This window comes from Rhizobium sp. SYY.PMSO (assembly GCF_046840415.1).
Classification (GTDB): Bacteria; Pseudomonadota; Alphaproteobacteria; order Rhizobiales; family Rhizobiaceae; genus Rhizobium.
Genome location: NZ_CP177349.1, coordinates 676,737 through 696,397 on the forward strand (window position 1 = coordinate 676,737; position 19,661 = coordinate 696,397).

General features: G+C 61.6%; 15 protein-coding genes. 4 read left to right on the forward strand and 11 right to left on the reverse strand.

What is annotated here, in order from left to right; genetic code table 11:
- Nucleotides 1-57: 57 nt before the first annotated feature.
- The gene (pepN, locus tag ACJJVH_RS03305; RefSeq protein ID WP_412064737.1) at nucleotides 58-2,706 is read right to left on the reverse strand and encodes an aminopeptidase N; all 2,649 of its coding nucleotides are present in this window, start codon (nucleotides 2,704-2,706) and stop codon (nucleotides 58-60) included.
- Between the two features lie 601 nt (nucleotides 2,707-3,307).
- Between pepN and ACJJVH_RS03310 the strand changes: the two genes are divergently transcribed.
- Nucleotides 3,308-4,069 (forward strand): hypothetical protein, encoded by a 762-nt coding sequence (locus tag ACJJVH_RS03310; protein WP_412064738.1) that lies wholly within the window; start codon nucleotides 3,308-3,310, stop codon nucleotides 4,067-4,069.
- A 78-nt stretch (nucleotides 4,070-4,147) separates the two neighbouring features.
- Here ACJJVH_RS03310 and ACJJVH_RS03315 read toward each other — a convergent pair whose 3' ends face one another.
- The 7 genes from ACJJVH_RS03315 to ACJJVH_RS03345 form a co-directional block, all read right to left on the reverse strand.
- A complete protein-coding gene (locus ACJJVH_RS03315; protein ID WP_412064739.1) occupies nucleotides 4,148-4,309 on the reverse strand; it encodes a hypothetical protein in 162 nt (53 codons plus the stop codon).
- Between the two features lie 61 nt (nucleotides 4,310-4,370).
- Nucleotides 4,371-4,562 carry a hypothetical protein gene (locus ACJJVH_RS03320; protein ID WP_112796964.1) on the reverse strand — a complete coding sequence of 64 codons (192 nt, stop codon included), beginning with the start codon at nucleotides 4,560-4,562 and terminating at the stop codon, nucleotides 4,371-4,373.
- A 140-nt stretch (nucleotides 4,563-4,702) separates the two neighbouring features.
- The gene (locus ACJJVH_RS03325) at nucleotides 4,703-5,587 is read right to left on the reverse strand and encodes a uracil-DNA glycosylase (protein WP_113370302.1); all 885 of its coding nucleotides are present in this window, start codon (nucleotides 5,585-5,587) and stop codon (nucleotides 4,703-4,705) included.
- A gap of 55 nt (nucleotides 5,588-5,642) precedes the next feature.
- Nucleotides 5,643-6,932 carry an Hsp70 family protein gene (locus tag ACJJVH_RS03330; RefSeq protein ID WP_412064740.1) on the reverse strand — a complete coding sequence of 430 codons (1,290 nt, stop codon included), beginning with the start codon at nucleotides 6,930-6,932 and terminating at the stop codon, nucleotides 5,643-5,645.
- 228 nt (nucleotides 6,933-7,160) lie between these two features.
- The gene (locus ACJJVH_RS03335; RefSeq protein WP_412064741.1) at nucleotides 7,161-10,280 is read right to left on the reverse strand and encodes an efflux RND transporter permease subunit; all 3,120 of its coding nucleotides are present in this window, start codon (nucleotides 10,278-10,280) and stop codon (nucleotides 7,161-7,163) included.
- Nucleotides 10,277-11,515 carry an efflux RND transporter periplasmic adaptor subunit gene (locus ACJJVH_RS03340; protein ID WP_113385218.1) on the reverse strand — a complete coding sequence of 413 codons (1,239 nt, stop codon included), beginning with the start codon at nucleotides 11,513-11,515 and terminating at the stop codon, nucleotides 10,277-10,279. Before ACJJVH_RS03340 ends, ACJJVH_RS03335 begins: the two co-directional genes overlap by 4 nt.
- Before the next feature lie 426 nt (nucleotides 11,516-11,941).
- Nucleotides 11,942-12,730, reverse strand: a complete 789-nt coding sequence (locus tag ACJJVH_RS03345) for an SDR family oxidoreductase (protein ID WP_113358169.1) — start codon at nucleotides 12,728-12,730, stop codon at nucleotides 11,942-11,944.
- Nucleotides 12,731-13,022: 292 nt separating this feature from the next.
- Between ACJJVH_RS03345 and ACJJVH_RS03350 the strand changes: the two genes are divergently transcribed.
- Both ACJJVH_RS03350 and ACJJVH_RS03355 read left to right on the forward strand, forming a co-directional pair.
- A complete protein-coding gene (locus ACJJVH_RS03350; protein ID WP_113358168.1) occupies nucleotides 13,023-14,687 on the forward strand; it encodes an electron transfer flavoprotein-ubiquinone oxidoreductase in 1,665 nt (554 codons plus the stop codon).
- 6 nt (nucleotides 14,688-14,693) lie between these two features.
- Complete coding sequence (locus tag ACJJVH_RS03355; protein ID WP_412064742.1) at nucleotides 14,694-15,221, forward strand: GNAT family N-acetyltransferase; 528 nt, start codon at nucleotides 14,694-14,696, stop codon at nucleotides 15,219-15,221.
- Between the two features lie 86 nt (nucleotides 15,222-15,307).
- On the opposite strand, the gene ACJJVH_RS03360 is transcribed toward ACJJVH_RS03355, so the two are convergent.
- Nucleotides 15,308-16,222 (reverse strand): DMT family transporter, encoded by a 915-nt coding sequence (locus ACJJVH_RS03360; RefSeq protein ID WP_412064743.1) that lies wholly within the window; start codon nucleotides 16,220-16,222, stop codon nucleotides 15,308-15,310.
- Between the two features lie 145 nt (nucleotides 16,223-16,367).
- Between ACJJVH_RS03360 and ACJJVH_RS03365 the strand changes: the two genes are divergently transcribed.
- Complete coding sequence (locus ACJJVH_RS03365) at nucleotides 16,368-16,841, forward strand: Lrp/AsnC family transcriptional regulator (RefSeq protein ID WP_113358166.1); 474 nt, start codon at nucleotides 16,368-16,370, stop codon at nucleotides 16,839-16,841.
- Nucleotides 16,842-16,888: 47 nt separating this feature from the next.
- Here the strand turns inward: ACJJVH_RS03365 and mgtE are convergent, their stop codons facing one another.
- Both mgtE and ACJJVH_RS03375 read right to left on the reverse strand, forming a co-directional pair.
- The gene (gene mgtE, locus ACJJVH_RS03370; protein WP_112796978.1) at nucleotides 16,889-18,262 is read right to left on the reverse strand and encodes a magnesium transporter; all 1,374 of its coding nucleotides are present in this window, start codon (nucleotides 18,260-18,262) and stop codon (nucleotides 16,889-16,891) included.
- A 355-nt stretch (nucleotides 18,263-18,617) separates the two neighbouring features.
- Nucleotides 18,618-19,631: a zinc-binding alcohol dehydrogenase family protein gene (locus tag ACJJVH_RS03375; RefSeq protein ID WP_113358165.1), complete on the reverse strand. Its 1,014-nt coding sequence runs from the start codon at nucleotides 19,629-19,631 to the stop codon at nucleotides 18,618-18,620.
- Nucleotides 19,632-19,661 lie beyond the last annotated feature (30 nt).

The following is a 19,661-nucleotide window of genomic DNA, read 5'->3' on the forward strand; positions in this document are numbered from 1 at the left end:
AGGTGAAAGGGCCGATGCAAATCGGCCCTGCAAATCGATAGCCCGGAAGCTTGGACGTCACTCCTTCAGGATACGGTCGACGATGTCGCGTACGTCGGTCGAAAGGCTTGCCGAACGTTCGATCCGCACCAGCGCCGAGCGCGCATGGTCGGCACGCACCGGTTCCAGCAGGCGCCAGGAGCGCATGGACGTCAGGATGCGCGCTGCGAGCTGCGGGTTGCGCTGATCGATTTCGAGGATTTCGTCGGCGAGGAAGTGGTAGCCGGCACCGTCGGCCCGGCCGAAGCCGGTCGGATTCGCAAAGACGAAGGTGCCGACAAGCGCCCGTACGCGGTTCGGGTTGGTGCGCTTGAACAGCGGCGTTTCCATGAGCAGCCGAATACGCTCCAGCGCGCCTGCGCCCGGAATTGCGGCCTGAATGGCAAACCATTTGTCGATGACGAGCGCATTATCCGCGAAGCGGTCGCGGAAATGCGCAAGCGCTGCCGCCGTTTCCGCCGTATCCGGAAAGCGCTGCGCCAGAATGGTGAGCGCGGCGCTGAGATCGGTCATGTTGTTTGCGGCGTCATAGGCGGCCTTCGCTCTCGCCGGCGTCTCGTCGAGCTGCGACAGATAGGTGAGAGCGGCGTTGCGCAATGCGCGGCGACCGGCGCTGGCTGCATCCGGAGTGAAGGGGCCGGGCGTTCGCATGCCGTCATAGAGCGCGGCGAATATATCCTTGCCGGCTTCCGCAATCCGCCGGATGATCGTCTGGCGTGCGACATGGATGGCATCGGGATCGTTATTGCCGCCGAGCTCGCGGCCGATATCGGATTCGCTCGGCAGGGCAAGCGCCTGGGCGCGGAATGCCGGCTCCAGGCCGTCATCGGCCGCGGCGGCCAGCAGCGCATCGATGAACGTCGAATCGCAGCCGATATCGATGCCCTGGCGTGCGTCGCGCGCCGCCTGCAGCAGGTTGGGCAGGCCGAGGTCGATCAATGCTTGCCAGCGGGCGAAATGATCGGTCTCATAGCGCGCGATCAGCGCCAGATCGTGTGCGCTCTGGCTGAATTGCAGGTTGATCGGTGTCGAGAAACTGCGGTTGAGCGACAGGACCGGCCGGGAAGGAATGCCGTGGAAGGTCACGGTCTGCGCCTTCTTCGTCAGGTGCAGCACATCGTCGGTGAGCTCCGCTCCGGTCACGGATGCCGGGGTGATCGCAGTGCCGTCTTCGGCGAGCAGGCCCATGCGCAGCGGAATGTGCATCGGCTCCTTGGCGATCTGGCCCGGCGTTGCCGGCACCATCTGTTCGAGCGACAAGGTGAATGTCCCGCCATCGGCGTCATAGGCACCGGACGCGGTCACGAGAGGCGTGCCGGCCTGATGATACCACAGCGAAAACTGCGTGAGATCGCGGCCGCTGACATCCTCGAAGCATTTGACGAAATCCTCGATCGTGACGGCCTGGCCATCGTGCCGGTCGAAATAGAGATCCATGCCTTTCTTGAACAGATCGCGGCCGAGCAGGGTCGCGATCATGCGCGTGACCTCGCTGCCCTTCTCATAGACGGTCGTCGTGTAGAAGTTATTGATTTCGCGGAATTTCGTCGGGCGGACGGGATGCGCCAGCGGGCCGCTGTCCTCCGGAAACTGCTCCGATTTCAGATGCCGGACTTCGGCAATGCGCTTGACCGGGCGCGAGCGCTGGTCGGCGGAGAATTCATGATCGCGATAGACGGTCAGGCCTTCCTTGAGGCAAAGCTGGAACCAGTCGCGGCAGGTGATGCGATTGCCCGTCCAGTTGTGGAAATACTCATGCGCGATGATGGCTTCGATATTGGCATAGTCGGCGTCGGTCGCGGTTTCCGGGTCGGCCAGGAAATATTTGTCGTTGAAGACGTTGAGGCCTTTGTTCTCCATGGCGCCCATGTTGAAGTCCGACACGGCGACGATCATGAAGATGTCGAGATCGTATTCGCGGCCGAAACGCTCTTCGTCCCACTTCATCGAACGCTTCAGCGCATCCATGGCGTAGGTGGCACGCGGCTCCTTGCCGTGCTCGACATAGATCTTCAGCGCGACCTCGCGGCCCGACATGGTCGTGAACGTATCTTCCACCACGCCGAGGTCGCCGGCGACGAGCGCGAAGAGGTAGCTCGGCTTCGGGTGCGGATCGAACCAGGCGGCGAAATGCTTGTCGTCGCCATAGCCGGCGCCGCCGAGGAAATTGCCGTTCGACAGCAGCAGCGGATTGGATTGCCTGTCGGCGATGATGTTGACCGTGTAGGGGGCGAGAACATCCGGCCGGTCGGGGAAATAGGTGATACGGCGGAAACCTTCGGCCTCGCACTGCGTGCAGTAGATGCCGCCGGTGCGATAGAGTCCCATCAGCTGCGTGTTGGCCTCGGGATTGATGACGGTCGTGATCGTCAACTCGAAAGGCGCGCTTTCGGGAAGTTCGCGAACGGTCAGGCTTTCGGGAGCGGCATCGTATCGTTCGGCGGGGAGTTCGGCCTGATCCAGCAGCAATCCGGACAGCGCCAGTTCGTTACCGTCGAGCACGAGCGGCGCATTCGGGTCGGTGCCCTCGCGCCGATGAAAGATCAGCCGCGCCTCGACCCTGGTTTCTGTCGGATGCAGGTCGAAGGTAAGGTCCACGCGTTCCAGAACGAAGTCGGTGGGACGATAATCTGCCAGATATACGATCTGGCCGGTGTCTGTTCGCATGGTCTATCCTGATCAGGCTTAAGCTATGGCGGGTGCAGTCCGAAGCCTCCCCCCGGACTGAGGTGCCGCATCATTACATCGAAATCTGAACCAAAGTTAAAGTCATGTGATGGCACCCACATGTTTTGATAGGGGACAACAAGTATTCGTCCGGCGGTCCGTCCCGGTTTCAGGTTGAATGCAGATCCTGCATGGATATCGAATGGTGTCCGATCGTCTTCCGCCTGTATTTGCAAAAAGCTGCTGCCGTTGCTACCATAGCGTTCAAGCGGATCGTCATTGTTTCACTTCCTTGAGTGCAGGCTATTCGGACGGGGAGACGGGAACTTAAAGTAAATTATTTGTTTAACCTCTTGCGATATAAGCGCCTCGTATACCTATAGCATGCTATTAGGTCTCGGAATTATGATCGATTCCGGTGAACTTGTTCACAAAAATGAAACATCATTTCTTTGTCATCGATTGAGAAGGGCACCCCAAGGAGGCCCGATTGAGCTTTTCTATCGAGCAACTTGCTCGTCATCCCAAGTTCGTAACGGCATTGCGCTTTCTTTCGGAATCGTTGCGTACCCGGTACGATAATGGTCCGAGGATAGCGCGCATGCTCGCCTCGCATCAGCGCTGGCTTATGACGCAGACGGCCTACGCGCTTCATCTTGAATATGATCCGGCGGCGCCGGGCTCCGGGTTGACCGTTGTCGCGTTGAGGGATCTCATCATCCGTTATCGTATCGCCAGCCGCAATACGGTCCTGAGCTTCATCGAGGAGCTGCTGACCTATCGCTTCCTGGAGCTGGCGCCGGGGCCCGCGCGCCGTCCGCGCCGTTACGTGCCGACCGAAATCAGCTCCGAGGCGATGTTCGGCTGGTATCTCGCCAATCTGGCTGCCATCGATCTGATCGACGGCGGCGGCCGCGCCGATGCTCTCGCGGCTTCGCCGCGGCTGATGGATCTGGCGCAGCCGCGCATGGCGCGCAATTGCCTGGCAACGGACGTCTGGCGCGATCCACCCGAATGCGTCGGCCTCTTCCTCTGGACGGAGGCCGGCGGGCTCGTTGTCGATCATATCATGTCGAAACTCGATCTTGGCGGGGCGGGCCGCGACCGAATCGATATCGGCCGTTTTGACGCGCGGATGCTCGCGGCGCATTTCATGATATCGCGAACCCATTTACAGCGCCTTCTGCGCAAGTCTGCCGAACGCGGAGACATCGGCTGGCATGATGAAGCCAGGAAGACCCGCATGTGGGTCTCGCGTGATTTTCTCGATCAATATTGTCGATGGCAGGCCGTCAAGCTGGCGGCGGTCGATGAGGCTTTTGCCTGGGCACGGTCCGCCGAGGCGCATGGCAGTCCGAGCTAGCCGTGCGCGAAGGAGGGCAGGGTTTACGCCCGGTCTTCGGCAAGCACATGACGGGCGGCGCAATTGCGCCGCAACGTCTCAAAGGGGGATGCTTGCCGTTACCCTCGCAGCATTCGTATCGCGGGAATCGTCCTTGCGGAAATTGCGCGCGCGCTCGAATTCCTCGGCGGCCCGTACCGCAGAGCCGATATGGCCGACGGAATCGAATAGGGCGATGAGGGAACGCAAGCTCGAAGACATGATATAATTCCTGATAATCAAACGCTGTACTGGACGGCCGCGTCTTTCGCGCCTGTCGGTATCAGCAGGCGCGGAAGTCGGCGAAGATGGTCGTCGGACGGCCGACGCGAGCTGAAACGCCGGTGCCTCGCGCGATCATCTGCTCGTTGGCAGCGATGCCGAGGTTGCGGTGTCCGTTTGCAGCGCGCAATGGCTCGATGGCGCGGCGCAGGGTATCAAACCCGCAGTGAATAGGACGAAAACGTGCAGTCATGGCCTTGGTTCCTTTAGAGATTCCTCCCAAGACACTGCTATATATTGCAATGCAGCATGAATTTCGCAATGCACATCAAAAGAAGACTGACATGCCAAAAATGCATGGCTAGTGTCATTTTTCATTAATTTCTATGAAAATCAGCCTAATATTTCGGCGGTTATATAATTCTTGAAGGCTAAAAGATCGTTCCAGGCCAACCGCTTGTTGATCGGGGCAGTCAGCAGTTCCTGCGGATGAAGGCTTGCCATGGCCGGCACGGTGCGGCCGAGAATGTCGATTTCGCGCCACTGTCCGCGCAATCCGTGAATGGTTTCGGCACCCCCGAAGAAGTGCCGGGCGGTGAAATTGCCGAGCAGCAGCACGGCCTTGGGTTCGGCAAGCGCGATCTGCCGTTCTATGAACGGACGGCATATCTCGATTTCGGGCGGGGATGGAGCCCGGTTGCCGGGTGGTCTCCACGGAATGACATTGGTCAGCAGGATCTCGTCACGCCGGAGGCCGATGGCCGCCAGCATCCTGTCGAGCAATTGTCCCGCGCGGCCGGCAAACGGTGCGCCTTCGCGGTCGTCGTCGGCGCTCGGCATCGGCCCGATCACCATGATGCGGCCTTCCTGCGTGCCGCTTGCAAAGATCGTCGATCGGGCGCTGTTCTTGAGGTTGCAGCCATTGAAAGCTTCGATCGCGGTTTTCAATTCACCAAGCGAGCGCGCGCTTTCGGCAGCGAATCGGGCCTGTTCCACGGCTTGTTCGTCGGGGATGGCGGGAGCGGCGCGTGGCGGCGCTGGCTGCGGAGCCGCCGGCTTTGCGGCCTGGCGGCGATCGGCCTGCGGTCTTGCGGCGGGGGCCGTACTTTCCGCCCGTGGCTGTGTGGCTTGCGATCCCCGTCGTGCGGCGCGCATGGCTTCGAACTCGGCAAACCGATCTACAGGCTGCTCTTCCAGCAGCCAATCGACGCCGGCATCCGCATGGAAATGCAGGAGGGCGGCAAGTTCGGCCGGTGTGAGGTCGCTTACGGAAATCATGGCTGAACTCTAGCCAAAGCGCCGCCGGAACGAAAGGGCAGGGAGGCCGTCTCTATCAGGCCGTCCACTGGCCGATGTCCTCGCGCTCTCCGATGAGGGCAAGTCCATGGGCGATCGACAGCAGTTCGCCGCCGGTTTCGATCCGCTCCTGACCGAAGCGCTCGGTAAAAATGCGCCGCACCGCCGGCACGAATGACGTGCCGCCCGTGAGGAACACCTTGTCGATCGCATCGGGCGCTGTGTTCGTGGTCGTCAGCACGTCGTCGAGGGCGGCCTCGATTCGCGCGAGGTCCTCGGCAATCCAGCTTTCGAAATCGGCGCGGCGAACACTCATACGGCCGGCCTTGCCGAGCGGCGGAAAGTTGAATTCGGCCTCTTCCTCGCTCGAAAGCGCCATCTTCGTTGCCGATACGGCCTGATAGAGCGGATAGCCCTCGTCATGTTCGACGAGTTCGATGAAGGTCTCGAGCTTCTCCGGCTCCAGGCTGCTGCGCACCAGGGCCTTCAGGTCGGCATATTCGCGCGAGGTCTTGAAGATCGAAAGCTGGTTCCAGCGGCCGAAATTGGCATAGTAGGAGGTGGGCACCTCCAGCAGCTTGTCGAAGCTTTTGAACAAGCTGCCCTTGCCGATCGCGGGCGAGACGATGTTGTCGATCATCCGGAAGTCGAAATGATCGCCGGCGATGCCGACACCGGAATGGCCGATCGGAGTGGCCGACAGCTTGCCGCCATGGGTTTCGAAGCGGATGAGCGAATAGTCCGTCGTACCGCCGCCGAAGTCGGCAACCAGTACGGTCGCATCCTTCTTCAGATGCTGCGCAAAATAGAAGGCGGCCGCCACCGGCTCGTAGACATAATGGATTTCCGGAAAGCCGAACCGCGACAGGGCCTCGTTGTAGCGTTCCGTGGCGAGCGCCGGATCGGGATTGGCTCCGGCGAAGTGCACCGGGCGGCCGGCGACGATCCGCGAGACGTCGTCTGGCCAGCCCTCTCCGGCATAGGCTCGCAGGCGCCGCACGAAGATCTCCATGAGATCTTCGAAGCGATGACGCTTGGCGAAGATCAGCGTGCCCTGGAAGAGCGCGCTTGCGGCAAAGGTCTTGATCGACTGCAGGAAGCGGCAGTCCCCCGGATTGTCGATGAATTGCCGGATGGCTGCGTGCCCGGCCTCGACTTTCAGCGCCGCGGCGCCCAGCCCGGGGTCCTTCATGAAGGAAAGCGCCGTGCGCATGCTGTCGGCGGTGCCGGCGGCGCTGTGGAAGGCGACCGAATGCGTTTCGGCCCCATCGGCCATCGCCAGAACCGTATTCGTCGTGCCGAAGTCGAAACCAAGCGCCCGAGCCATGCCCGCACTCCTTTCCGTCGAAATTGTCTGGATTGGGGCCAAGCCCCCTGAGAGACGCAAGACGCGCCATGTCGCAAAGAGGGCGCGTCATGACACGGCCGAGCCTCAAGTTCAAGCCGTGGCAAAGCCTTTATTTGTTGTCGCCGTATCCGCTGACCCCGTTCCGCCGCTGGAGGCGGGCTGGGATACCCGATACGTGGAACGGGCGCCTCTCGGCGCCCGTCGATCTCATTCGGCAGCGATAGCCGCAGGCGGCTCCTTGTGGTGCCGATCCTTGTCCTTCCGCTTGCCGAAACGGCCGAGGAAATCGTTCAGGCGGTTCATCTCAAGGAAGATGACCGGCGTGATGAACAGCGTCAGGATCTGCGAAACCACCAGGCCGCCGACGACCGCGATGCCGAGCGGTTGACGCAGCTCGGAGCTGGCGCCGCCGCCGACGGCAATCGGCAGCGCGCCGAGCAGGGCGCAGAAGGTCGTCATCATGATCGGGCGGAAACGGCGGACGCAGGCTTCGTGGATCGCTTCCGCCGGCGCTATGCCGGGGGTCGATCGAAGCGTTTCGAGCGCCACGTCGATCATCATGATCGCGTTCTTCTTGACGATGCCGATCAGCATCAACAGCCCGATCAGCGCGATGATCGACAGGTCGAAGCCGAAGACCTTCAGGGCAAGCAGCGCGCCGAGAGCGGCAGCCGGCAGACCTGAAAGAATGGTCAGCGGATGGATGAAGCTCTCGTAGAGAACGCCGAGAACCACGTAGATCGTCAAGACCGCGGCCAGGATCAGGTAAGGCGTGCTCCCTTGCGACTGCTGGAAGATCTGTGCCGTACCGCCATAGGACGTGAAGACGTCCGCCGGCATGTTGATATCCTTCTTGATCTGTTCGATCTGTGCCGTGGCGTCGCCGAGCGCTTCGCCGGCGGGCAGGTTGAAGGACACGGTGGTCGAGACGAGCTGGCCGGTCTGGTTGATGGTGACAGGCCCGGTCGTGCGCTGGACGTGGGCGAAGTTGGACAGGGGAACGAGCGCGCCGCTAGCCGAAGCGATCTGGATTTCCTGCAGCTTCTGGTCGTCCCAGGGCGTGCTGGTGTCGAATTCGACGATCACGTCGTAGCTGTCGCCGGTCGACTGGATCTGCGCGGCGGCATAACCGCCGAAGCCTTCCTCCAGTGACGTGCGCAGCTGATTGTCGTTGATGCCGTAGGCGGCCGCCTTTTCGGTGTCGACGACGATATTGGCCTGCAGGGCGTTGTTCTGGGCGTCGGAAGCAACGTCCGTGAAGCGCGGGTCGCGGCTCATCGCATCCTGGATCTTGCCGGCCCACAGGTTGGTCTGGTCGGCACTCAGGGCTTGAATGACGAGCTGATACTGGCTGGCGGTCTGGCGGCCGCCGAAGCGCAGGCTCTGCTGCGGAGTGATATAGGCCTTGAGGCCGGCGATCGTGCTGATGCTTGCGCGCAGCTCGCGCAGCGTCTTGTCGAGCGGCTCGCGCTGATCCTTGGCCTTCAGCTCGACATACATCGTGCCGTTGTTCAGCGGCTGGCGGGCGTTGCCGCCGACGATGGACATGACGTGGGCGACGGCGGGGTTTTGCTTGACGAGAGCGGCCGCCTGGTTCTGCAGGTTCTGCATTGCGGGATAGGAAATATCCTGCCGCGCCTGCGTGGAGATCGACAGCCGGCCGATGTCTTCCGTCGGGAAGAAGCTCGCCGGCAGGATCATGAAGAGGTAGACCGAAAGCGCGACCGAGCCGAGGAAGCACAGCAGGACCGTGCCGCGATGGCGCAGGCACCAGGCGACGCCTCGGTCATAGCTCCGCTGGGTCCAGTCGAAACCGGCGTTGAAGAGACGCACCGGATAGGGCGGTTCTCCGTGGCCTGCCGACAGCCGCGAGCTCAGCATCGGCGTGACGGTGAGCGAAACGACGGCGGAAGAGACGATGGCGATGGCGACGACCATACCGAATTCGTTGAAGATGCGCCCGACGACGCCGCCCATGAGCAGGATCGGGATGAAGACGGCGATCAGCGAGATCGACATCGATATGATGGTGTAGCTGACTTCTGCCGACCCTTTCAGTGCCGCCTCGAGCACCGGCATGCCTTCCTCGACATGCCGCAATATGTTCTCGAGCATGACGATGGCGTCATCCACCACCAGGCCGACCGCGAGCGTCAATCCCAGCAGGGAGATGTTGTCGATACTGTATCCGAGCACATACATCATGCCGAAGGTGGCAACGAGCGACAGCGGCACGGCAAGGCCCGGAATGATCGTTGCCGTCACATGGCCGGTGAAGAGATAGATCACCAGCACGACGAGGCCGATCGTCAGCATCAGCGTGAACTTTACGTCCGAAATCGCATCGCGGATCGGCTTGGCCGAATCGTTCATGACGGTCGTCTTTACCGATGCCGGTATTTCCGCGTGCAGTTGCGGCAGCTTGGCGTTGATGGCATCGACGACATCGACGGTGTTGGCATCGGGCTGCCGCTGGATGGCGAGAATGATCGCCCGCTTTCCATCGTACCACGAGCCGGTATTGGTGTTTTCCACGCTGTCCTGCACATCGGCGACATCGCTGAGATGGATCGGTGCGCCGTTGGGATTCGCGATGACGAGAGAGCGGAATTCGGCAGCGTTGGTGCGCTGGGTATTGGCATTGATGGTCATGCTCTGCGAGTTGTTCTGCAGAGTGCCGACCGGGACCTGGCTGTTGGCGTTGACCAGCGCATTGTTGACGGTATCGATGCCGATGCTGCGATCCTGCAGCTTGGCGGGGTCGACCTCGACGCGCACGGCATAAGTCTGAGCGCCGAAAACCGTCACTTCCGCCACACCCGGAAGCGTCGACAGCGACGGCGAAATAATGTCTTCGGCAATCTCGTCGAGCTTGCTTCGCGGCATCGTGTCGCTCTGCACGGCGAGCAGCATGACCGGCGCGTCGGCCGGGTTTGTCTTGCGATAGCTCGGCGGTGTCGTCAGGTTGTCGGGCAATTGTCGCGTCGCATGCGAGATTGCCGCCTGAACGTCGGCGGCGGCGGCATCGATATCGCGGTTGAGGTCGAACTGCAGGACGATGCTGGTATTGCCGAGCGAGTTCGTCGACGAAATTTCACTGATGCCGGGAATGGTCTCGAACTGCTTGATCAGCGGCGTCGAAACCGAAGTCGCCATGGTCTGCGGCGAAGCGCCGCTCAATTGCGCCGTCACGTTGATTGTCGGGAAGTCGACCTGCGGCAGGGCCGCGACGGGCACGAGCTGATAGCCCGCCAGGCCCGCCATGACCACACCTACGGCCAGAAGCGTTGTCGCGACCGGCCGCTGGATACAGAAGCTGGGGATCATTGCTGCGCTCCGACAGAGATCGTTTCGGTTTTCTGACCCGACTGATCGTCAGCCGAGGCGACTTTCTGCGGTGCGGCGTCGTTGAACTGCTCGACGACGCTCTGGCCGTCGTTCAACTGTACCTGCCCCTCGGTCACGACATGGTCGCCTTCCGAAAGACCCTTGGCGATAGCGGTGTAGGCGCCGTTCTGCCGCGCGACGGTGACGGGCGTGATATGCGCCTTGTTGTCTTTTATGACGAAGGCATAAAAGCCATCGGGGCCGGGGCTGATCGCAACCGTAGGCGCGACGATGACCGGCTGGTTGTCATTGAAATGCACGACGATGTTGACCGACTGACCGGGCCAGATGGCGCCGTTGGCATTGTCGAACTTCGCCTTGGCGAGAATGGTGCCCGAAGCGGCGTCGACCTGGTTGTCGTAGAAGCTCATGGCGCCGTTGCGCGTCTTGCCTTCCGCCGAACGGGGCACGGTGCTGACCGGCACCGTGCCGGCCTTCATCGCTTCCTCAAGCTCCCGCAGATGGCTTTCCTGCAGGTGGAACTTGACGTAGATCGGATTGTATTGCGCTATCGAGACGATCGCCGTTCCCGCGCTGACATAGGCGCCGATGCTCAGCTGAACATCGCCGAGGCGACCGTCATACGGCGCTCGGATTTCCGTGTGTTCCAGCAGCACCTGGTCGGATGCAAGCTGCGCCTTGTCGCCATTGACGGTCGCAATCGCCGTATCGCGCGCCGCGACGGCCTGATCGACCGTCTGCTGCGTGCCGGCGTTGTTGAGCAGGCTCTTGGCTCGCGACAGCGCCGTCTCCGCTTCGGCGAGCGTCGCCTGGTCCTTTGCCAACGTCGCCTGATCCTTGTCGACCGCGGCTTGCGCGGTACGCGGATCGAGCTTGGCAATGAGGTCGCCGGCTTTGACCATCGCGCCGTCCTGTGCCTCGATCGCGACGACGAGGCCGGCTTCCTGAGCCGCAATCGTCGTCGTATCCTGGGCATCGGCCCAGCCGGTTGCCGTCACGTCGTTCGGCAATGTCGTTTTCGTCACGGCGACCGTCTTGACGGTCACAGGCTGAGCGTCGCGCTTGTGGGTGCCGGCCGCGGTGTTGCCGCCAGCCTTGGTTTCTGCGGAAGCCTGATCGACGAAGGACGAAAGAAAAGGAATACGATCGCGATAACCCCAGACAACAAGGGCTGCTACGACTAGAAGGCCGAGGGGAAGCCAGAATTTTTTCATATTTAAAGAACCGGTCGAGGCAAGTTGCAAGGAAACGCGACGACATCGAAGTGTATCTATTGCGCCGCACAACAAAGACGGGTTTCGCCGCAATTCATCACATCGCCGTTATCGCTAACGTTCGGTAATTCTGTCCCTATAACGCGAATTCATGAACGCTGATCCAGCGCAATTTACCACAGTTCGGCAGGACGAAAAATTAAAGCTTGGAAAGCTTTCGGAATGCCGGAGCTTTTGCAATGCAGCAAGCAGTCGAATGGCTATTTTTTGATTGCCGTTATGTAATAATCGGGCGGCAGAACAGCCTTATGCGGCATTTATAGTCAGGAGAACAGTCGCAACGCTCATGGCGGATGCGATGATTGCTCACGGAATTGTGTTGTCGGGCCCTGTTTGCAAGGGCCCGCTCCTTGTTCGCGAAATCTTCTAAACAGAGCGGCCGGCGCCGCCGTCGCAGCGGACCATCGTGCCCGTCACATAGCTCGCCGGCTCGCTGCAAAGGAAGGCGGCGGTGGCCGCGAACTCCTCGACGCGGCCGTAGCGGCCGGCGGGAATGCGCTGCTGACGCTCGGCGCTGACTTCCTCCAGGCTTCTGCCGCCTCGCTTGGCCGTGGCCGAATCAAGCTCGGCCAACCGGTCGGTCGCAATGCTGCCCGGCAAGAGCATGTTGACCGTGATTCCATGTGCCGCCACTTCGGCGGACAGGGTCTTGCTCCAGCCGGCAAGCGCCGGGCGCAGCGTATTGGAAAGCGCCAGGTTCGCGATGGGCTCGATAATGCCGGAGGAGCCGACGGTGAGGATGCGCCCCCAGCCCTGCGCCTTCATGCCCGGCAGCAGGGCGTTGGTCAGGCTGATGATCCGCGCCACCATGGAAATGAAGTAGGTCTCCAGCCGGTCGGCGATCATATCCTCTGTCGTCCCCGGCGTCGGACCGCCGCTATTGTTGACGAGAATGTCGATGCCCCCGAGTTTTTCGACGGCGGCCTTGCTGACGATATCCACGAAGTTCTCGTCGTTGAGATCGGCCCAGATCCAGTCGGCCCGACCCTTGCCCTCGGCATTGATTGCCTTGCAATTGCTTTCCAGCCGTTCACCGCTGCGGCCGCAGAGCAGGACGTTGACGCCCTCGCGCGCCAGCGCCACCGCGATTCCATGGCCCAGCCCCTTGGACGAGGCGAGCACCAGCGCACGTTTTCCGCCGATACGAAGATCCATTCTGATCACCCTTCATGCTATCCGGATTTCCCGTCTGAAACTTATAAAGCGCCGCCGGCGGATTTTGAAAGCGCATGGCAAGTGAAATCGGCAAATGGCTCCGAAATGTTGACGTTAACGTAAGGGTAATTTAACTTGTCCGGCACCCTGGGTGATTTGGAGGATTGCCTGTCGCTTCCCGGCTCGACAATCCTCTTTTGTTTTGACAAGAGATAAACGAAACGGGGAAGACGCCCAAGGGGATGAGGCTGCGATCCGACATGATGGGATGCCGGCCAAGCGGAGAGAGTGAATGACTGACGCGAACGAGCTGCCGGAACGCGAGAGCATGGAATTCGACGTCGTGATTGTCGGCGCAGGTCCCGCGGGCCTGTCGGCTGCGATCCGGCTGAAGCAGATCAATCCGGATCTGACGGTCGTCGTACTCGAGAAGGGGGCCGAGGTCGGCGCCCATATCCTGTCGGGCGCCGTTGTCGATCCGATCGGCATCGACCGCCTGCTGCCGGACTGGCGCGAGGAAGAGGGGCACCCGTTCAAGACCAGGGTGACGTCGGATCACTTCCTGTTCCTCGGCCCGGCCGGCTCCATCCGCCTGCCGAACTTCCTGATGCCGCCGCTGATGAACAATCACGGCAATTATATCGTCTCTCTCGGCAACGTCTGTCGCTGGCTGGCCGAGAAGGCCGAAGCCCTCGGCGTCGAAATCTATCCCGGCTTTGCCGCGACCGAAGTGCTCTATAATGACGAGGGTGCCGTCATCGGCGTCGCCACCGGCGACATGGGCATCGAGAAGAACGGCGAGCCCGGCCCGAACTACACGCGCGGCATGGCGCTGCTCGGCAAATATGTGCTGATCGGCGAGGGCGTGCGCGGCTCGCTTGCCAAGCAGCTCATCGCCAAGTTCGATCTGTCGCGCGACAGCGACGTGCCGAAGTTCGGCATCGGCATCAAGGAGCTGTGGGAGGTCAAGCGCGAAAACCATAAGAAGGGCCTCGTGCAGCACTCCTTCGGCTGGCCGCTCGGCATGAAGACGGGCGGTGGTTCGTTCCTCTATCATCTGGAGGACAATCTCGTCGCCGTCGGCTTCGTCGTGCATCTGAACTACAAGAACCCCTATCTTTATCCCTTCGAGGAGTTCCAGCGCTTCAAGACGCATCCGGCGATCCGCGGCACCTTCGAAGGCGGCAAGCGCATCTCCTATGGCGCCCGCGCCATCACCGAGGGCGGCTGGCAGTCGGTGCCGAAGCTGACATTCCCGGGCGGTGCGCTGATCGGCTGTTCGGCCGGTTTCGTCAACGTGCCCCGTATCAAGGGCAGCCATAATGCGGTTTTGTCGGGCATCCTGGCGGCCGACAGGATTGCCGAGGCGATCGCAGCCGGCCGCGGCAACGACGAGGTGATCGAGATCGAAAACGAGTGGCGCCAGTCGGATATCGGCAAGGATCTGAAGCGCGTGAGAAACGTCAAGCCGCTCTGGTCCAGGTTCGGCACAGCGATCGGCGTGGCGCTCGGCGGCCTCGACATGTGGACGAACCAGCTCTTCGGCTTCTCCTTCTTCGGCACGCTGAAGCATGGCAAGACGGATGCCGCCTCGCTGGAGCCTGCGGCCCAGCATCAGAAGATCGACTATCCGAAACCGGATGGCGTGCTGACCTTCGACCGCCTGTCCTCGGTGTTCCTGTCGAACACCAACCATGAGGAAGACCAGCCGGTGCATCTCAAGGTCAGGGACATGGCGCTACAGGTATCATCCGAGCATGACGTCTTTGCCGGCCCTTCGACGCGCTACTGTCCGGCCGGCGTCTATGAGTGGGTGGAGAAGGACGGCAAGGAAACCTACGTCATCAACGCCCAGAACTGTGTCCACTGCAAGACCTGCGACATCAAGGACCCCAACCAGAACATCAACTGGGTTCCGCCTCAAGGCGGCGAGGGGCCTGTCTATCCGAACATGTGAGACGGCATGATGGAGACCGGGAAAGGCGCCTGGGTGATCCGCTCGGCCAGGAGCGACGAGCTGCATCTGCTTGCCGCTATCGAGATCGATGCGTTCTGGGCTCTTTATGACGTCGGCGCGGTCGCCTGCGAGCCGACCTCCCTGCCTATCGATGTCCTGCAACGATCCCTGGCGGAGCGTTTGCTGTTCGTTGCGGTCGACGGCGAGGATCGGCCGTTCGGCTTCGTGGCCGGCATCCGCGAGGATGGCTCCGTTCATATCGCCGAGATCGATGTGGTCAGGCGCTGGCAGAAGAAAGGCGTCGGCCGGGGCCTGATTGAAGCAGCTGTTGCGGCGGCGAGGGCACAAGGAGCGGCGGGTGTCACTTTGACGACCGACCGGCATGCGGCTTTCAACGCCCCCTTCTACGCCTCCGCCGGATTTCGCATCCTGGATGATGGCGAAAGGCCGGCCGTTCTCACTCGGATTCTGGAGAGCGAGGTCGCCCATGGCGCCGATCCAACCAGACGCGTGGCGATGGCGCTTCGATTTTGATGCTTGCACTCTGGCCCGCTTAGGAACCAACGAAAAGAGCGGCTCGGCGTCCAGCTGAACTGCTCCATATCGCCGCAAGATGCGGATTAATGCCGGGCAGGCCTCCGGGCGAGCAGGCCGGTCGAAAGTGCGACGCCGGCACCTGTCACGATGGCTGCCGCGATGCCGGCCATTCCGATTTCCTCGCCGAGCAGAAAGCCGCCGCCGATGGTGGCAAGCACTGGCGTCATGGCGGTGAAGGCTGCGGCCTGCGTGCCGCCGAGAGCCTGGACGGCGAGACCATAGGCGAGTGTGGCGGCAAGGCCGGAAAGCAGGCCCTGGCTGACGATCTGCAGGCCGATTTCCGGCAGGGGGACCGAGCTCAGCGAGCTGCCGAAGACGACGGCCAGTCCGATATGGATCAGGAACGACCAGACGGCGATGATCGCGCTGGATTGCACGGCGCTCAGGCCCGAGCGGCGAAAGGCGTGGGTGTAGCTTGCCCATAGCAGGGCGGCCAGCGGCAGTAGCGTGAAGCCGGCCCAGGAGATCTGCACGCCATAGAGGCTGCGGGCCAGCAGGATCGCCACGCCGGCGACGATGCCGCCAAGGCCGAGCCAGCGGGTCACATCCAGCCGCTCGCGAAACAGCAGGATGCCGATCAGCGCGGTTGCCAGCGGCATGGAGCCGCCAAGCAGAATGCCGGCCGAGGAGGCGGGCGTGAACTGAATGGCGAAGGTGGTCAGCTGGAAGAAGAGGGCGCCGGAACCGCAGACCATCAGCGCCAGCAGTTTCAATGACACGCCCTTCGGCAGCAGGCCGGTCCGCCACCAGACCGGAGCCAGTACGAGCGCGGGCACGCCGTAGCGGATCAGGCCGAGGTCGATGGTGCTCATCTGCGTTTCGGCGGTGTGACGGGTCGCGAGGATCCAGTTCGCCCAGATCAAGACGGTGACGATAGCGCCGGCATAGCCGATCGCGGTGGGTGTTGCCTTGCGGTTGGAGACAGGCAAAGCGGTCATCGACATATCCTTTCCAGCTATCCGGTTTATCGTTCGAATGAGGAAAAGATAGCGCCAAAGGGCGGAGCATGTCCTTGCTGGTTATGGCTCCAGAAGCATGCTATGAGCAATATTCTGCCAATATTGGTAATTGAGTTTGCTGAATATGCCAAAACTGGATAAATTCGATATCGCGATCCTCAATTGTCTGCAGGAGGACGCGCGCGCAACCAATGTCGAGATCGCCGAGCGCGTGAATCTTTCGCCGTCGCCCTGCCTGCGGCGCATTCGCAATCTGGAAAAATCGGGGCTGCTGCGCGGCTACCGCGCCGATATCGACCGGAAGGAGGCTGGGCTCGGGCTCACGGTCTTCGTGGAGCTCAAGGTCGGTCATCATACGAAGGAGAATTCCGAAGCGCAGCAGGCAGCGCTGTTGGCCATTCCGGAGATCATCGCCTGCCACCTGATTTCAGGAACGGCCGATTTCCTGGCGGAGGTCGTGGTGGAGGATCTTGCCGCCTATGAAAAGGTGATGTCGGAGAAGCTCCTCGTTCTTCCCGGCATTGTCGATTTGCGCTCAAACTTCGCAATCCGCACCATCAAGACCAATGGCGCGCTGAAGTTGCCCGCACCGGAATAAAAAGGGGGCCGTCGCCGGCCCCTTTCATCCGAGGGTTTGTCTCGTTCTCAGAGCATCGTGCCGCTGAGGATCAGCAAAGCGACCGAGAAGTAGATCACCAGGCCGGTGACGTCGACCAGCGTCGCAACGAACGGGGCCGATGCGCTGGCCGGGTCGAGCCGCAGTTTCTGCAGGATGAACGGCAGCATCGAGCCGGCGAGCGAGCCGAAGGTGACGATGCCGATCAGCGCCGCAAAGACGGTGAAGCCGACCAGTTGCCAGTGCGGGCCGTAGTCGAAGAGGCCGACGGTCTGCCAAAGCACGATGCGGGCGAAGCCGACGAGGCCGAGGATCGCGCCGAGCACGATGCCGGTCGGCAGTTCGCGCAATGCCACGCGCCACCAGTCCGAAAGCTTCAGTTCGCCGAGCGCCAGCGCCCGAATGATCAGCGACGTCGCCTGCGAACCGGAATTGCCGCCCGAGCTCATGATGAGCGGGATGAACAGGGTCAGCACCACGGCCTTTTCCAGCTCGCCCTCGAAATGCTGCATGGCGCTTGCCGTCAGCATTTCGCCGAGGAACAGTGCTGCGAGCCAGCCGGCGCGCTTGCGGATCATGCCGCCGAAGCTGATTTTCATGTAGGGCTGGCCGAGAGCTTCCATGCCGCCGAACTTCTGGGCGTCCTCGGTCGTGTCGGCGATCATCGTGTCGATGACGTCATCGACCGTGACGATGCCGAGCATATGCCCCTTGTCGTCGACAACGGGAAGCGCCAGCAGGTCGTGCCGCCGGATCAGGCGGGCGACGTCTTCCTGCTTCATCAGCGGCGGTGCCGTGACCGGCGTGCCCTTCTGCGCCACGGTGAGAATACAGGCATCCGGCTCGCCGGTGATGAGGCGGCGCAGCGTCACCACATGCAGCAGCACATGGGTCTCGTCGTCGAGCACATAGATGGCATAGACGGTTTCACGGGAGCGCTCGACCTGGCGAACATGGTCGAGTGTCTGCGCGACCGTCCAGCTGGCCAAGACGCTGACGAACTCCGTCGTCATGATGCCGCCGGCCGTGCGCGGCGGATAACCCATCAGGCCCTGGATAGCCACCCGGGCGTGCTCGTCGAACGTGGCAAAGAGCCGGGCGCGGGTGTCGATGTCCATTTCGAGAAGCACGTCGGCGACGCGGTCGTTGGACATGCCGTGCAGCAGCCGCGAGGCATCGGCATTGCCCATGACTTCGAGAATGGCAGGGGCGTTGCGCAGTTCCGGCCGGTCGAGAATGCGTACGGCGCGTTCTTCCGGCATTTTGGCAAGGATGCGGGCAGCTTCTGCCACATCGACCGCGTTCAGAGCCTCGACGCGTTCCGCAATGGTGACGGCGCGATTGTTATTGATGAATGCACGAGCGGCATTGCCGGCCCGCACGGGAAAGCTGTTGATGTTCATTATAGCTCGCCTTTCCGGTCGATCCGCCGTCGTAGCGGATCGTGGCGAGCCGACAGGAGTCGGTTAATGCACGAATGCTACTGACGGCAAAGGCAATCGACTACTACTGTCGCTAGGCATCGAAAGATGGCTCCGGTTAATCGGTATGGAAAAATGGTGTTTCCCACGTCGGGAGAAGTCGCGCCGAAGGCAGGAAAAGTCAAGAGGTGAAAGCGGCTAAATATGCGATCTTGCGATAAAATTTTGTTTAGGCGACTGCAATATTTTGCGACGCAACAAAAGCTGATGCAAATGCGTTGAAACAAAGCGGCCGGACGATATGCGCCCGGCCCGTTTTGCCGTGAATTCCGGCCGCTCAAAAGCCTGCCAGAACGACCTTTCCTTTCATCTTGCCGGTCTCGACAAGGGCGTGCGCCTTCCTCAGATTGGCGGCGTTGATCGTGCCCGCGGTCTCGGTCAGCGTCGAGCGAATCCTGCCTGCATCGACGAGTTCCGCCACCTTCGTCAGCAGCCTGTGCTGCTCGATCATATCGGCGGTGTTGAAGAGGGGGCGGGTGAACATCAGCTCCCAGTGGATCGATACCGCCTTGCGCTTGAAAGGCACGACATCAAGCGTTTTCGGATCGTCGATCAGGGCGAAGCGGCCCTGCGGGGCAATGGCGTCGACGATCGAGCCGATATGATCCGATGTGTTGGTGGTGGAAAAGACGAAAGCCGGCGCACCGATATCGAGCGCCTCGATCTGCGGTGCCAGCGGCTTCGAATGGTCGATGACGTGGTGGGCGCCCAGCTCCCTGACCCAGGCCTGCGTTTCCGGCCTTGATGCCGTGGCGATGACGGTGAGATCGGTCAAGGCGCGTGCGATCTGGATGGCAACCGATCCGACGCCGCCGGCACCGCCGATGATGAGGATGGCGTTGGCGACGCCGGGCACGGGCTCCTGCACCTTCAGGCGGTCGAACAGCGCTTCATAGGCGGTGATGGAGGTCAGCGGCAACGCGGCGGCCGCCGGAAAATCGAGGCTCTTCGGCTTGGCGCCGACAATGCGCTCGTCGACGAGATGGAATTCGGCATTCGAGCCGCCGCGATTGATGGCGCCGGCGTAAAAGACCTCGTCCCCCGGCTTGAACATGGTGACGTCGGGGCCGACCGCCTTGACGATGCCGGCGGCATCCCAGCCGAGGATCTTGTACTCGCCCTCGGCTGGAGCGACATTGGCGCGGACCTTGACATCGACCGGATTGACGGAGACCGCCTTCACTTCGACGAGCAGATCATGCCCCTTGGCTTCGGGCGTCGGCAGCTCGATGTCGATCAGCGATGTCTCGGCGGTGATAGGCTGCGGTTGCTTGTAGGCGACTGCGCGCATGGGGGAAGCTCCTGGGTTCGTTGCACAGAG

Excerpts from the sequence above, each read along its gene's own strand:
- pepN (WP_412064737.1), bottom strand. The coding sequence starts at position 2,706 with ATGCGAACAGACACCGGCCAGATCGTATATCTGGCAGATTATCGTCCC.
- ACJJVH_RS03310 (WP_412064738.1), top strand. The coding sequence starts at position 3,308 with ATGCTCGCCTCGCATCAGCGCTGGCTTATGACGCAGACGGCCTACGCG.
- ACJJVH_RS03315 (WP_412064739.1), bottom strand. The coding sequence starts at position 4,309 with ATGTCTTCGAGCTTGCGTTCCCTCATCGCCCTATTCGATTCCGTCGGC.
- ACJJVH_RS03320 (WP_112796964.1), bottom strand. The coding sequence starts at position 4,562 with ATGACTGCACGTTTTCGTCCTATTCACTGCGGGTTTGATACCCTGCGC.
- ACJJVH_RS03325 (WP_113370302.1), bottom strand. The coding sequence starts at position 5,587 with ATGATTTCCGTAAGCGACCTCACACCGGCCGAACTTGCCGCCCTCCTG.
- ACJJVH_RS03330 (WP_412064740.1), bottom strand. The coding sequence starts at position 6,932 with ATGGCTCGGGCGCTTGGTTTCGACTTCGGCACGACGAATACGGTTCTG.
- ACJJVH_RS03335 (WP_412064741.1), bottom strand. The coding sequence starts at position 10,280 with ATGATCCCCAGCTTCTGTATCCAGCGGCCGGTCGCGACAACGCTTCTG.
- ACJJVH_RS03340 (WP_113385218.1), bottom strand. The coding sequence starts at position 11,515 with ATGAAAAAATTCTGGCTTCCCCTCGGCCTTCTAGTCGTAGCAGCCCTT.
- ACJJVH_RS03345 (WP_113358169.1), bottom strand. The coding sequence starts at position 12,730 with ATGGATCTTCGTATCGGCGGAAAACGTGCGCTGGTGCTCGCCTCGTCC.
- ACJJVH_RS03350 (WP_113358168.1), top strand. The coding sequence starts at position 13,023 with ATGACTGACGCGAACGAGCTGCCGGAACGCGAGAGCATGGAATTCGAC.
- ACJJVH_RS03355 (WP_412064742.1), top strand. The coding sequence starts at position 14,694 with ATGATGGAGACCGGGAAAGGCGCCTGGGTGATCCGCTCGGCCAGGAGC.
- ACJJVH_RS03360 (WP_412064743.1), bottom strand. The coding sequence starts at position 16,222 with ATGACCGCTTTGCCTGTCTCCAACCGCAAGGCAACACCCACCGCGATC.
- ACJJVH_RS03365 (WP_113358166.1), top strand. The coding sequence starts at position 16,368 with ATGCCAAAACTGGATAAATTCGATATCGCGATCCTCAATTGTCTGCAG.
- mgtE (WP_112796978.1), bottom strand. The coding sequence starts at position 18,262 with ATGAACATCAACAGCTTTCCCGTGCGGGCCGGCAATGCCGCTCGTGCA.
- ACJJVH_RS03375 (WP_113358165.1), bottom strand. The coding sequence starts at position 19,631 with ATGCGCGCAGTCGCCTACAAGCAACCGCAGCCTATCACCGCCGAGACA.